Annotated in this window: 13 protein-coding genes, 1 pseudogene and 1 other annotated feature; of the genes and pseudogenes, 10 read left to right on the top strand and 4 right to left on the bottom strand. The window is 56.8% G+C overall.

The genetic code is table 11. The features are described 5' to 3' along the window. Positions 1 to 54: 54 nt before the first annotated feature. Complete coding sequence (gene sbcB / locus ACQUTD_RS03450; protein WP_473273719.1) at positions 55 to 1,491, top strand: exodeoxyribonuclease I; 1,437 nt, start codon at positions 55 to 57, stop codon at positions 1,489 to 1,491. An 89-nt stretch (positions 1,492 to 1,580) separates the two neighbouring features. Here sbcB and ACQUTD_RS03445 read toward each other — a convergent pair whose 3' ends face one another. The 3 genes and pseudogenes from ACQUTD_RS03445 to ACQUTD_RS03435 all read right to left on the bottom strand — a co-directional run bounded on the left by ACQUTD_RS03445 (position 1,581) and on the right by ACQUTD_RS03435 (position 4,989). Next, positions 1,581 to 2,942: an APC family permease gene (locus ACQUTD_RS03445; RefSeq protein ID WP_072569010.1), complete on the bottom strand. Its 1,362-nt coding sequence runs from the start codon at positions 2,940 to 2,942 to the stop codon at positions 1,581 to 1,583. Between the two features lie 289 nt (positions 2,943 to 3,231). Further along, positions 3,232 to 4,119: pseudogene (locus ACQUTD_RS03440) on the bottom strand (LysR substrate-binding domain-containing protein); the annotation flags it as partial. Positions 4,120 to 4,146: 27 nt separating this feature from the next. Further along, positions 4,147 to 4,989: an SDR family oxidoreductase gene (locus ACQUTD_RS03435; protein ID WP_072569012.1), complete on the bottom strand. Its 843-nt coding sequence runs from the start codon at positions 4,987 to 4,989 to the stop codon at positions 4,147 to 4,149. 174 nt (positions 4,990 to 5,163) lie between these two features. Here ACQUTD_RS03435 and hisL point away from each other — a divergent pair, with 174 nt between their 5' ends. The 9 genes from hisL to hisIE all read left to right on the top strand — a co-directional run bounded on the left by hisL (position 5,164) and on the right by hisIE (position 12,367). Continuing rightward, on the top strand, positions 5,164 to 5,211 hold the full coding sequence (gene hisL, locus ACQUTD_RS03430; protein ID WP_100396937.1) for a his operon leader peptide: 48 nt from the start codon (positions 5,164 to 5,166) through the stop codon (positions 5,209 to 5,211). Next, positions 5,187 to 5,310 (top strand) — a sequence feature (His leader region). (Overlaps the previous gene by 25 nt.) 35 nt (positions 5,311 to 5,345) lie before the next feature. Next, positions 5,346 to 6,245: an ATP phosphoribosyltransferase gene (gene hisG, locus ACQUTD_RS03425; RefSeq protein WP_072569013.1), complete on the top strand. Its 900-nt coding sequence runs from the start codon at positions 5,346 to 5,348 to the stop codon at positions 6,243 to 6,245. Positions 6,246 to 6,250: 5 nt separating this feature from the next. Continuing rightward, positions 6,251 to 7,555 carry a histidinol dehydrogenase gene (hisD, locus tag ACQUTD_RS03420; RefSeq protein ID WP_473273718.1) on the top strand — a complete coding sequence of 435 codons (1,305 nt, stop codon included), beginning with the start codon at positions 6,251 to 6,253 and terminating at the stop codon, positions 7,553 to 7,555. Continuing rightward, positions 7,552 to 8,613, top strand: coding sequence for a histidinol-phosphate transaminase (gene hisC / locus ACQUTD_RS03415; RefSeq protein WP_072569015.1), 1,062 nt, complete (start codon positions 7,552 to 7,554; stop codon positions 8,611 to 8,613). Before hisD ends, hisC begins: the two co-directional genes overlap by 4 nt. Continuing rightward, on the top strand, positions 8,610 to 9,677 hold the full coding sequence (hisB, locus tag ACQUTD_RS03410) for a bifunctional histidinol-phosphatase/imidazoleglycerol-phosphate dehydratase HisB (protein WP_473273717.1): 1,068 nt from the start codon (positions 8,610 to 8,612) through the stop codon (positions 9,675 to 9,677). The genes hisC and hisB overlap by 4 nt, the downstream gene beginning before the upstream one ends. After that, positions 9,677 to 10,267, top strand: a complete 591-nt coding sequence (gene hisH / locus ACQUTD_RS03405) for an imidazole glycerol phosphate synthase subunit HisH (RefSeq protein WP_072569017.1) — start codon at positions 9,677 to 9,679, stop codon at positions 10,265 to 10,267. The genes hisB and hisH overlap by 1 nt, the downstream gene beginning before the upstream one ends. After that, positions 10,267 to 11,004: a 1-(5-phosphoribosyl)-5-[(5-phosphoribosylamino)methylideneamino]imidazole-4-carboxamide isomerase gene (hisA, locus tag ACQUTD_RS03400; RefSeq protein ID WP_321987718.1), complete on the top strand. Its 738-nt coding sequence runs from the start codon at positions 10,267 to 10,269 to the stop codon at positions 11,002 to 11,004. Before hisH ends, hisA begins: the two co-directional genes overlap by 1 nt. Further along, complete coding sequence (gene hisF, locus ACQUTD_RS03395; RefSeq protein ID WP_072569019.1) at positions 10,986 to 11,762, top strand: imidazole glycerol phosphate synthase subunit HisF; 777 nt, start codon at positions 10,986 to 10,988, stop codon at positions 11,760 to 11,762. Before hisA ends, hisF begins: the two co-directional genes overlap by 19 nt. Continuing rightward, positions 11,756 to 12,367 (top strand): bifunctional phosphoribosyl-AMP cyclohydrolase/phosphoribosyl-ATP diphosphatase HisIE, encoded by a 612-nt coding sequence (gene hisIE / locus ACQUTD_RS03390; protein WP_473273716.1) that lies wholly within the window; start codon positions 11,756 to 11,758, stop codon positions 12,365 to 12,367. The genes hisF and hisIE overlap by 7 nt, the downstream gene beginning before the upstream one ends. Positions 12,368 to 12,417: 50 nt before the next feature. Here the strand turns inward: hisIE and wzzB are convergent, their stop codons facing one another. After that, positions 12,418 to 13,398, bottom strand: a complete 981-nt coding sequence (gene wzzB / locus ACQUTD_RS03385; protein WP_473273715.1) for an LPS O-antigen chain length determinant protein WzzB — start codon at positions 13,396 to 13,398, stop codon at positions 12,418 to 12,420. Positions 13,399 to 13,465 lie beyond the last annotated feature (67 nt).

Here is a 13,465-nt window from a genome sequence, read left to right as displayed (position 1 = left end):
ATTTCGGAAGAACGGGCGGGATGGTTTACCATAGACAGGTCACTTCAAAACAGGATGAACTCACTGGTGTCTGATTCCGCTCCGCAGCCAACTTTTTTATTTCACGATTACGAAACCTTCGGCACCAGCCCGGCGCTGGATCGCCCTGCGCAGTTCGCCGCTTTGCGTACCGATGCGGATTTTAACGTTATCGGCGAGCCGGAGGTCTTTTACTGCAAGCCGGCTGACGATTACCTGCCCCAGCCGCAGGCGGTGCTGATCACCGGGATCACACCGCAGATCGCGCTGGCGAAAGGCGATAACGAAGCCGCCTTCGCCAGGCGTATCCACGCCCTTTTTACCGTGCCGGAAACCTGCGTGGTGGGCTACAACAATGTGCGCTTCGACGATGAAGTGACGCGCAATATTTTCTATCGCAACTTTTACGATCCCTATGCCTGGAGCTGGCAGAATCACAATTCCCGCTGGGATCTGCTGGATGTGATGCGCGCCTGCTATGCTCTGCGTCCCGACGGCATCAACTGGCCGGAAAACGATGACGGGCTGCCGAGTTTCCGCCTGGAGCACCTGACCCGCGCCAACGGCATTGAGCACAGTAATGCCCATGACGCGATGGCGGACGTTTACGCGACCATCGCCATGGCGCAACTGGTGAAGGCGAAGCAGCCGAAGCTGTTCCAGTATCTTTATGAGCACCGCAGCAAACATAAACTGACAGCGCTGATTGATGTGCCGCAGATGACGCCGCTGGTGCATGTCTCCGGGATGTTTGGCGCGTGGCGCGGCAATACCAGTTGGGTGGCCCCGCTGGCCTGGCATCCTGAGAACCGCAATGCGGTGATCATGGTTGATCTCGCCGGGGATATGTCGCCGCTGTTGAACCTTGAAGCCGATGCGCTGCGTGAGCGCCTTTACACCGCGAAAGAAGATCTTGGCGATGACACCGCCGTGCCGGTGAAGCTGGTGCATCTGAATAAGTGTCCGGTGCTGGCGCAGGCCAATACGCTGCGCGCCGCCGACGCTGACCGACTGGGGATTAACCGCCAGCACTGTCTCGACAACCTTAAACTGCTGCGTGAAAACCCGCAGGTGCGGGAAAAAGTGGTGGCGATCTTTGCCGACGCCGAGCCCTTTGTGCCGTCGGAAAACGTCGATACCCAGTTATATAACGGCTTTTTCAGCGATGCCGATCGCGCCGCGATGAAGATTGTGCTGGAAACGGATCCGCGTAATCTGCCGGCGCTGGATATTACTTTTGCTGATAAACGCATCGAAAAGCTGCTGTTTAACTACCGGGCGCGTAACTACCCCGGCACGCTGGATGAGGCTGAGCAACAGCGCTGGCATGCGCACCGGCAGAGTATCTTCACAGAGGAATTTTTGCAGGCGTGGGTGCAGGAGCTGGAAATGCTCTACAGCCAGCATGAAGGAGACGCTGAGAAGCAGGCGTTACTGAAAGCGCTGTTCCAGTATGTGCAGGAAATTGTCTGACCACCCTCTTCTTCTGGCGGTACAGAAAGCAAAAAACCGGAGGCGTTAACCTCCGGTTTTTTTTATACGTCATTTAGCGGGTGCTGCTTTTACTGCGGGATATCTTCGTACTGCGGAACCGGATTGCGGAAGCTTTTGGTCACGCAGGCCAGATACAGCAGACCGATAGCGCCCCAGATGAGGCCAAGGATCATGGAGCTTTCTTCCAGATTCAGCCACAGTGCGCCTACCGTCAGCGCGCCACACATTGGCAGCACCAGGTAGTTGAAGTGATCTTTCAGCGTTTTGTTACGCTTTTCACGGATCCAGAACTGGGAGATCACCGACAGGTTAACGAAGGTGAAGGCCACCAGCGCACCAAAGTTAATCAGCGCCGTCGCGGTCACCAGGTCGAAGTTAATCGCCAGCAGCGCAATCGCGCCCACCAGCAGCACGTTCCATGCCGGAGTACGCCATTTCGGGTGCACGTAACCGAAGAAACGGGTCGGGAACACGCCGTCACGGCCCATCACGTACATCAGACGGGATACGCCAGCATGCGCCGCCATACCGGATGCCAGTACGGTGATGGTGGAGAAAATCAGCACGCCGAACTGGAAGGTTTTACCCGCCACGTAGAGCATGATTTCCGGCTGTGACGCGTCCGGATCTTTAAAGCGCGAGATGTCCGGGAAGTACAGCTGCAGGAAGTAAGAGGCTACGATAAATACCAGGCCGCCAATCAGCGCGGTCAGGAAGATGGCACGCGGGATCACGCGCTCGGCGTCTTTCGTTTCTTCAGACAGCGAAGAGATACCATCGAAGCCCAGGAACGAGAAGCACAGGATGGTTGCGCCGGTGATCATCGGCACCACGTGCGCGCCTTCGGACCAGAACGGACGAGTGCTGGTCAGCGTACCTGCGCCTTCACCGTGCGCCACGCCATAGACGATCAGGCCAATGATAGCCGCCACAATCCCCATCTGCAGGATCACGATCAGGGTGTTGAAGTTCGCCACTGATTTGATGCTGCGCAGATTGGAGATAGTCATAAAGGCTACCAGCGCGACTACGAATATCCAGGATGGCACGCTCGGCACCAGCGCTTCGAAATAGATTTTCGCCAGCAGGATGTTGATCATCGGCATGAACAGGTAGTCCAGCAGCGATGACCAGCCCACCATAAAGCCAACAGCCGGGCTGATGGATTTCTGGGCGTAAGTATAGGCGGAGCCCGCAGACGGGAAACGGCGAACCAGTTTACCGTAGCTGAGCGCAGTGAACAGGATCGCCACCAGCGCAAAGGCGTAAGCCGTCGCGACGTGACCATCAGTCAATCCAGAGACAATGCCGAACGTATCGAACAGCGTCATCGGCTGCATATAGGCAAGACCCATCATAACAACCGGAATCAGCGTAAGGGTTTTACGCAATTCCACGCGAGAGGTTTTTGGAGTAACGTTATGCGACATGGTGAACCCCCATTACGGCAGATGCCATCGCAAATGCAAAAAATTGCCCCATCTGTTTTCTTTCCTCAGCGACAACGACTGTCGTTTTTTAAATGTGTATCTATCCGGTACGAAGCCCGGCCTCTTTGATTAAATGACGTTTTTATTGCAAAAAAAATAACCGACGCGTTTAACGTCGGTTAATCTCATTTTTTGCAGGCGGCGTATTTTGCCCCAAATCCGGGCGCGATGACAAGACTGTGAAAGGCCTGTCATGCGAATATTTTTACGATTGCCCGCCGTGACGGGCATCAGCAAAATTGTAAACGCCGGTAATAGCACTATTTGCCACTATTTCCCTGCACCACCACGCGCTGGCGAGGCCTGCGGTTTGCTCATTCCAGCCCAGCCAGACGGGTTCCCCAGACACCTCGTCAGTGACGCGTTTTTCAATCAGCGCGCCGCTGTCGAGAAAGCGCTGCGCCAGATAGCGCGGTACCCAGCCAAAGCCGAGGCCGCCCCGTAGCAACTCAAGTTTAGTCTTAAAATCGAAAACCGCGATCGCTTCATGATCGTCCGGCATGGCCTGCTTACCGCTGGTCACCACAATGGCGCGATGGCGTTTGATGTCATGACGGGGTATGGGCTCTGCTGCTTTCGCCAGCGGATGATGCGGGGCAACGGCGAAAACCTGTTCAAGGCTGCCCAGTCGGGTAAAGCCAAAGCCGCTGAGATGAGGAGGTTCATGCAGCGCGCCGACGATGATATCGGCCTCGCCGTTAATGAGCGCCTGCCAGGAGCCTGACAGCACGCCATTGATAAACTTCAGACGGGTGACACTATGATCCCGATAAAAGGCGTCAATAAGCGGTAACAACAAGGAAAACGGGAAGGTGTCGTCAACGCCTATCACCAGCTGGCTTTCCCAGCCCTGATGAAGCTTCACCGCCTGCTTTTCCAGTTCCCGGACGGCGTGTAGTACGTCGCGCCCTTTCTCCAGCAGCATCTGTCCGGTGCGGGTGAATTTCGCCCGGTGCCCGCTGCGGTCGAGCAACTGAATATTCAGATCGCTCTCCAGCTTATGCACGGTGTAACTCAGCGCAGAGGGCGTTTTATAGAGCTTTGCGGAGGCTGCTGCAAAGCTGCCCTCTTTTTCCAGCGCATCCAGGATCACCAGCACATCCAGCAATGGTTTCATGCTCGCCCCCTCAGGGTGTGCGACCAGTCAATCCCTGCCAGTCGCCGTGTCCATCGGCATGAGCAGCGGATCGGGGTATTGATAGTCAAATCCCAGCTCTTTGGTGATGCGGCTGCCGTCAACGATTTTGCCTTTGTCAGCAGTCGGCGCATCATGAAACTGCGGCACCGGCAGATCCAGCTGCCGTGCCATGGCGGGATAAAATGTCGATCGCGCCGGGTGGGCAGGCGCACAGATATTATAGATGTGCCCGCCTTTTGGAGCCTGCAACAAAAGGGTGATTGCGGCGACGACATCATCCAGATGGACGAGATTGACGCCATGCTGACCGTTGGGCGCGGTTTTACCGGCAAAGAAGCGGCCCGGATGACGCCCCGGCCCCACCAGCCCCGCCAGACGAAGGATGTCCACCGAGGTGCCCGGCAGATTATGCAGCCAGTCTTCCAGATCTTTGAGAACGCGCCCGCTGGCGGTCACCGGCTGGCGAGGACTGTCCTCTTTTACCGTACCGGCAACGTCGCCGTAGACCGAGGTGGAGCTGGTAAAGATAATACGCGGGATGCGGTGCGCCAGCGCGCTGTCGACAATTTCCTGCATCGCCTGCATATAGAATTCGTCCCCTGGCCCGCTGCGGCGGGCAGGTAGTGTAATAACCAGCGCGTCGACGTTCATCAGGGCGTCGAGATCGTCGGTGTCGCACATCAGCTCCGGGGTGAGTTGCAGCAGATAGCTGTCAATGCCGCACATGCGCGCGGCCTCAACGCCGTCCTGAGTTGTTTTACTGCCGGTTACCTGCCAGCCCCGCGCCGACAGCGCTAATGCCAGCGGCATCCCCAGCCAGCCCAGTCCGACAATTGCCACCTTCTTCATGCCTTTCTCCTGACGTTCACGCATCTGCAGTAAGGCTACGCCAGGGTGAGAGAACTGACAATTCATAGAATCAATATGAAATGATTTAATGATGGAAAAAAGCCCTTGCCTTACAGGGCTAAACTGGTTTAGGTTAATCGCAAGCAGTTGAATATTCATTCATCGAGAAAATTTATGACACGCGTTCAATTTAACCACCACCATCACCATCATCCTGACTAGTCTTTCAGGCGATGTGTGCTGGAAGACATTCAGATCTTCCAGTGGTGCATGAACGTATGAAAAAGCCCCCGGAAGATCATCTTCCGGGGGCTTTTTTTTGAACCAAATTCAGGCAGGAACAGAGGATAATCCGAATGTTAGACAATACCCGTTTACGCATAGCTATTCAGAAGTCCGGGCGCTTAAGTGATGATTCACGCGAACTGCTCGCCCGCTGCGGCATTAAAATTAACCTGCACACGCAGCGTCTGATCGCGCTGGCAGAAAACATGCCGATCGATATTCTGCGTGTGCGTGACGACGACATTCCGGGCCTGGTAATGGACGGCGTGGTCGATCTGGGCATTATCGGCGAGAACGTGCTGGAAGAAGAGCTGCTGACCCGCCGCGCCCAGGGCGAAGATCCGCGTTACTTCACCCTGCGTCGTCTGGATTTCGGCGGCTGTCGTCTGTCGCTGGCGACCGCGGTGGATGAGGTCTGGGACGGCCCGGCGGCGCTCAACGGTAAACGCATCGCCACCTCTTATCCGCACCTGCTGAAGCGCTATCTGGATCAGAAAGGCGTTTCCTTTAAATCCTGTCTGCTCAATGGTTCTGTTGAAGTGGCGCCCCGCGCCGGTCTGGCCGATGCGATTTGTGACCTGGTCTCCACCGGCGCCACCCTGGAAGCTAACGGCCTGCGCGAAGTGGAAGTGATTTACCGCTCCAAAGCCTGTCTCATCCAGCGTGATGGTGAGATGGACGATGCCAAACAGCAGTTGATCGACAAACTGCTGACCCGTATTCAGGGCGTGATCCAGGCCCGTGAATCCAAGTACATCATGATGCACGCGCCAACCGAGCGTCTTGATGAAGTGATCGCCCTGCTGCCAGGTGCGGAACGTCCGACCATTTTACCGCTGGCAGGCGATCAGCAGCGCGTGGCGATGCACATGGTGAGCAGCGAGACGCTGTTTTGGGAAACCATGGAAAAACTGAAAGCGCTGGGCGCCAGTTCGATCCTGGTACTACCGATTGAGAAGATGATGGAGTGACGGCGATGAGCTTCAATACTGTAATCGACTGGAACAGCTGTAGCCCGGAGCAGCAACGTGAACTGTTGCAGCGCCCGGCGATCTCCGCCTCGGAAAGCATCAGCCGCACGGTCGCTGAGATCCTGGATAACGTGAAAGCCCGGGGTGACGATGCGCTGCGTGAGTACAGCGCGAAGTTTGATAAAACCGAGGTTGGCGCGCTGAAAGTCACCGCGCAGGAAATTGACGACGCCAGCGCCCGACTGGGAGAGACGCTGAAGCAGGCGATGGCCGTGGCGGTCAAAAATATCGACACCTTCCACATGGCGCAGCAGCTGCAAACCGTGGATGTCGAAACCCTGCCGGGCGTGCGCTGCCAGCAGGTGACCCGTCCGATCGATTCGGTCGGCCTGTATATTCCCGGCGGCTCCGCTCCGCTGTTCTCGACAGTATTGATGCTGGCGACACCGGCGCGCATCGCCGGTTGCCGGAAAGTGGTGCTCTGCTCACCGCCGCCGATTGCCGATGAAATTCTTTATGCCGCGAAGCTGTGCGGTGTGCAGGACGTCTATAAAGTGGGCGGCGCGCAGGCGATTGCGGCCATGGCTTTCGGCACCGATTCCATCCCGCAAGTTGATAAAATTTTCGGCCCCGGCAACGCGTATGTGACCGAAGCCAAGCGTCAGGTCAGCCAGCGTCTTGATGGCGCGGCCATTGATATGCCTGCCGGGCCTTCTGAAGTGCTGGTGATCGCCGACAGCGGCGCGACGCCGGATTTCGTGGCCTCCGATCTGCTTTCCCAGGCCGAACACGGCCCGGACTCGCAGGTTATTCTGCTGACGCCGGACAACGCCATGGCAGAAGCGGTGGCGCAGGCCGTTGAACGTCAGCTGGCGGATTTACCCCGTGCTGATACCGCCCGCCAGGCGCTGGCGGCCAGCCGTCTGATTGTGGCGCGGGACCTGGCGCAGTGCGTGGCCATCTCCAATGCCTACGGTCCGGAGCACCTGATCATCCAGACCCGCGAAGCGCGTGCGCTGGTTGACGACATCACTAGCGCCGGTTCGGTATTTCTGGGTGACTGGTCACCGGAATCGGCGGGGGATTACGCCTCCGGCACCAATCACGTGCTGCCGACCTACGGTTATACCGCCACCTGCTCCAGCCTCGGGCTGGCGGATTTCCAGAAACGCATGACCGTGCAGGAGTTGTCCCGCGACGGGTTCGCCGCCCTCGCCTCCACCATTGAAACCCTCGCCGCCGCCGAACGCCTGCACGCGCACAAAAATGCCGTGACGCTGCGCGTTAACGCCCTTAAGGAGCAAGCATGAGCATCACCGAACTCGCACGCGAAAATGTGCGCAACCTGACGCCTTATCAGTCTGCGCGCCGTCTGGGCGGTAAGGGCGATGTCTGGCTGAATGCCAATGAATTCCCGACGCCGGTAGCGTTTCAATTTACACAGCAGACGCTGAACCGTTACCCGGAGTGTCAGCCGAAAGCGGTGATTGACGGCTATGCCACTTACGCCGGGTTGAAACCGGAGCAGGTGCTGGTGAGTCGGGGCGCTGATGAAGGTATCGAACTGTTGATCCGCGCCTTTTGCGAGCCGGGCAAGGATGCGGTGCTGTTCTGCCCCCCAACCTACGGCATGTACAGCGTCAGCGCCGAAACCTTTGGGGTGGAAACGCGTACCGTGCAGGCGCTGGACGACTGGCAGCTTAACGTGCCCGCCATTGCTGAAAAGCTCGACGGCGTTAAGCTGGTATACGTGTGCAGCCCGAACAACCCGACCGGGCAGATCGTCAACCCGGCGGATCTGCGGGCGCTGCTGGAGATGACCCGCGGTAAAGCGCTGGTTGTCGCCGATGAAGCCTATATTGAGTTTTGCCCGCAGGCGACGCTCACCGGCTGGCTGGCGGAGTATCCGCATCTGGTAGTGCTGCGTACCCTGTCGAAAGCCTTCGCGCTGGCGGGTCTGCGCTGTGGCTTTACGCTCGCCAATGAAGAAGTCATCAGCCTGCTGATGAAGGTGATCGCCCCCTACCCGCTTTCCACGCCGGTGGCGGACATCGCCGCGCAGGCGCTGACCCCGCAGGGTATTGCCGCAATGCGCGAGCGCGTGGCGCAGATCCTGGCGGAACGTCAGTATCTGGTGGCGAATCTGCGCGATATTCCCTGCGTCGAGCAGGTTTTTGATTCGGAAACCAACTATATTCTGGTGCGCCTCACCGCCTCCAGCGCGGTATTTAAATCGCTCTGGGATCAGGGCATTATCTTACGCGATCAAAATAAACAACCCACTTTAAGCGGCTGCCTGCGCATCACTATCGGCACCCGGGAAGAAAGCCAGCGCGTCATTGACGCCTTACGTGCGGAGCAAGTATGAGCCAGAAGTACCTCTTTATTGACCGTGATGGCACGCTGATTAGCGAGCCGCCGAGCGACTTTCAGGTCGATCGTTTTGACAAGCTGGCCTTCGAGCCGGATGCCATTCCGGTTTTGCTAGCCTTACAAAAAGCCGGTTTCAAACTGGTGATGATCACCAATCAGGACGGACTGGGCACGTCAAGCTTCCCGCAGGCTGATTTCGACGGCCCGCACAATCTGATGATGCAGATTTTTACCTCTCAGGGCGTGGTCTTTGACGAGGTGCTGATTTGCCCGCACCTGCCGGCGGACGAGTGCGACTGCCGTAAACCGAAAACCCGCCTTGTGGAACACTATCTGGCGGAACAGGCGCTGGATAAAGCCAACAGCTATGTTATCGGCGACCGTGCTACCGACATCACGCTTGCCGACAATATGGGCATCACCGGCCTGCGCTATAACCGCGAGACGCTGAACTGGACGATGATCGGCGAGCAGCTGACCCGCCGCGATCGCTACGCGCACATTGAACGCAATACCAAAGAGACGCAGATCGACGTTAAGGTGTGGCTGGATCGCGAAGGCAGCAGCAAGATTAATACCGGCGTCGGCTTCTTCGACCACATGCTGGATCAGATCGCCACCCATGGCGGCTTCCGCATGGAAATCGCCGTGAAAGGCGATCTCTATATTGACGATCACCACACGGTGGAAGATACCGGCCTCGCGCTGGGCGAAGCGCTGAAGCTGGCGCTGGGGGACAAGCGCGGCATCAACCGTTTCGGCTTTGTGCTGCCGATGGACGAATGCCTGGCGCGCTGCGCGCTGGATATTTCCGGCCGCCCGCACCTCGAATACCGCGCGGACTTTACCTATCAGCGCGTGGGCGATCTGAGCACTGAGATGGTCGAGCACTTCTTCCGCTCCCTCTCCTATACCATGGCGGTGACGCTGCACCTGAAAACCAAAGGCAAGAACGATCACCACCGCGTGGAGAGCCTGTTCAAAGCCTTTGGCCGCACGCTGCGCCAGGCGATCCGTGTGGAAGGCGATACCCTTCCCTCCTCTAAAGGGGTGCTGTGATGAACGTGGTGATCCTTGATACCGGCTGCGCCAACCTGAATTCGGTGAAATCCGCAGTGATGCGCCACGGTTATACGCCGCTGGTGAGCCGCGATCCGGATGTGGTTCTGCGCGCCGACAAACTGTTTCTGCCAGGCGTGGGCACCGCCCAGGCAGCGATGGATCAGATCCACGAACGCGAGCTGAGCGATTTGATCAAAGCCTGTACCCAGCCGGTGCTGGGGATCTGTCTGGGCATGCAGCTGCTTGGCAGCCGCAGCGAGGAGAATAACGGCGTCGATCTGCTGGGCATCATTGAGCAGGACGTGCCGAAAATGAAAGATGTCGGTCTGCCGCTGCCGCATATGGGCTGGAACCGCATTTATCCAAAAGCGGGCAATCGCCTGTTCCAGGGCATTGAAGACGGATCTTACTTCTACTTTGTGCACAGCTATGCGATGCCGGTCAATACCTGGACTATCGCTCAGTGTCACTACGGCGAGGCGTTTACCGCCGCGGTGCAGAAAGATAACTTTTATGGCGTGCAGTTCCACCCTGAACGCTCCGGTGCCGCAGGCGCGCAGCTGCTGAAAAACTTCCTGGAGATGTAATGATTATTCCGGCATTAGATTTGATCGACGGCACGGTAGTGCGTCTGCATCAGGGTGATTACGGCCAGCAGCGCGATTACGGTAACGATCCGCTGCCTCGTTTGCAGGAGTATGCCGCGCAGGGGGCAGAGGTGCTGCATCTGGTGGATTTAACCGGCGCAAAGGATCCGCAGAAAAGGCAGATCCCGCTGATTAAATCGCTGGTGGCGGGCGTGAACGTCCCGGTGCAGGTGGGCGGCGGCGTGCGTAGCGAAGATGACGTGGCGGCGCTGCTGGAGGCTGGCGTGGCGCGGGTGGTGGTGGGCTCCACGGCGGTAAAATCCCCGCAGCTGGTTAAACAGTGGTTCAGCCGTTTTGGCGCTGATGCGCTGGTGCTGGCGCTGGATGTGCGCATTGACGAGGCGGGCAACAAACAGGTGGCGGTCAGCGGCTGGCAGGAAGATTCCGGCGTGTCGCTGGAAGCGCTGGTGGAGATGTATCTGCCGTCAGGCCTTAAGCATGTGCTGTGCACTGATATTTCCCGTGACGGTACGCTGGCAGGCTCGAACGTCTCTTTATATAAAGAAGTCTGCGCCCGTTATCCGCAGGTGGCGTTCCAGTCATCCGGCGGCATTGGCGATCTGGAAGATATTGCCGCCCTGCGCGGCACGGGCGTGCGCGGCGTGATTGTCGGGCGTGCGCTGCTGGAAGGTAAATTTAACGTAACGGAGGCCATCCAATGCTGGCAAAACGGATAATACCCTGCCTGGACGTACGTGACGGCCAGGTGGTGAAGGGCGTGCAGTTCCGTAATCATGAGATTATCGGCGACATCGTCCCGCTGGCAAAACGCTATGCCGAGGAAGGCGCGGATGAGCTGGTGTTCTACGATATTACCGCCTCCAGCGATGGCCGCGTGGTGGATAAAAGCTGGGTGACGCGCGTGGCGGAAGTGATCGACATCCCCTTCTGCGTGGCGGGCGGGATTAAATCCGCAGAAGATGCGGCGCGCATTCTCACCTTCGGCGCGGATAAGATTTCCATCAACTCCCCGGCGCTGGCGGATCCGGAGCTGATCACCCGTCTGGCGGATCGCTTTGGCGTGCAGTGTATTGTGGTGGGTATTGATACCTGGTTTGATGACGCCAGCGGCAAATATCACGTTAATCAGTATACCGGCGATGAAAGCCGCACGCGCGTGACGCAGTGGGAAACCCTCGACTGGGTGCAGGAAGTGCAGAAGCGCGGCGCGGGAGAAATCGTCCTTAATATGATGAACCAGGACGGCGTGCGTAACGGCTACGATCTTGCGCAGCTGAAAAAAGTCCGCGAGGTCTGCCACGTACCGCTCATTGCCTCGGGCGGCGCGGGCACCATGGAACATTTCCTCGAAGCCTTCCGCGACGCCGATGTGGATGGCGCGCTGGCAGCCTCGGTGTTCCACAAACAGATTATTAATATTGGTGAATTAAAAGCGTACCTGGCAGCCCAGGGCGTGGAGATCAGGGTATGTTAACAGAGCAACAACTGGCCCGACTGGACTGGGAAAAAACCGACGGACTGCTGCCCGCCGTGGTGCAACATGCGGTATCCGGCGAAGTGCTGATGCTGGGCTATATGGATAAAGCGGCGCTGGCGAAAACGCAGGAGAGCGGCAAAGTGACGTTTTATTCACGCACTAAGCAGCGCTTATGGACCAAAGGTGAAACTTCAGGACACTTCCTGAACGTGGTCAGCATTACCCCTGACTGTGATAACGATACCCTGCTGGTGCTGGCCAATCCTATCGGCCCTACCTGTCATAAGGGCACCTCAAGCTGCTTCGGCGAAGCGAGCCATCAGTGGCTGTTTCTGTACCAGCTTGAGCAGCTTCTGGCGGAACGTAAGACAGCGGATCCTGAAAGTTCATATACCGCGAAGCTGTACGCCAGCGGCACCAAGCGCATCGCGCAAAAAGTCGGTGAAGAAGGCGTGGAAACGGCCCTTGCCGCCACGGTTAACGATCGTGAAGAATTAACCAATGAAGCGTCCGATCTGATGTATCACCTGATGGTACTGTTGCAGGATCAGGAACTGGATATGACGACAGTGATTGAGAATCTGCGTAAGCGGCATAAATAAGACGAAAAAAAACCGGGCTGCTAAGTGCCCGGTTTTTTTGTGCCTGAATTTTAGTATTTAGGCTGGTAGTTACGGATGGCGTTGCGGGCCAGTACTACACCTGCACCAGCGATCGCACCCAAGATAGCGGCCAGCACCAGTGCCAGCGAGCGTTTCGGGCTGTCGCGGTAAAGTGGCTCGGTGGGTTTCATCACGTAGCGGTAAGCGTGCATATTCGCCGGATCTGGCTTAATACGCTGCATATCAAACAGACTTTGTCGGGTGCGATAATAGTCTGCCGAGAATACCAGCGGGCGAGTGGCTTCATTCTTGATCATGGACTCCAGCGCATCACTACCCAGCAGGAATAAAGTATCCTGGGTGACATCCTGAGTTTGCTGGACCTGAGGTTGCTTAACCCCAGAGTCTTTAGCAAAAGTTAGCGCCTGCGTAATTTGCTGGATACGCAGATCTTTTTGCTCCTGCGCCACTTTTTCCTGGGTTGCCAGGGAGTCCTGAAGCTCCTTCATCCGTGATTTGATATTGGTCGCCAGATCCTGATCCAGCTCATCGGCAATTTCCTCATCAACTTGCTGAATGTATTTAGCCAGCACCTGCTGCGCGTTTTTAGCAGAATCGCCCTGATAAGTGACTTTCAGCGGTAAAGGCTGGCCTTTGACAGCGGTATCAATGGTTAAATTTTCTGGCTCAGCCTGGTTCTTCAGTGTTTCCGCCAATGCTGAAAATGCGCCACTAAAACGAGTAATTACCCGTTGCTGAATTTCAAGGTTATCAACCTTTGTGTCACCATAAATCAGCGTCATCGCATTGGTATAGCCTGCGATTTGCCCAGCATCTGGCATCGTGATGACCGCTGTTGAGGTCCATTTTTCTTTGGCAAAGGTGACATAAAGCCCGGCTATAATGACCGCAAGCACGACAAAAACAGCGATCACCCACTTACCACGCCACAGCTGCATAAAAATATCAATTAAATCAATTTGTTCAGAGTCATTATAACCTCTGACAAGATTATTATCGTTGTGCGTCATAGCAACCTTAAGAAGAAGATTCCAGTCTAAGATTAAAAAATTCAGTGTAGTGTACACTTTCCATAAA

Source organism: Enterobacter sp. K510, assembly GCF_055804875.1.
Note: the sequence above shows the minus strand (reverse complement) of the source record. Positions and strands in the feature narration are given on the sequence as shown.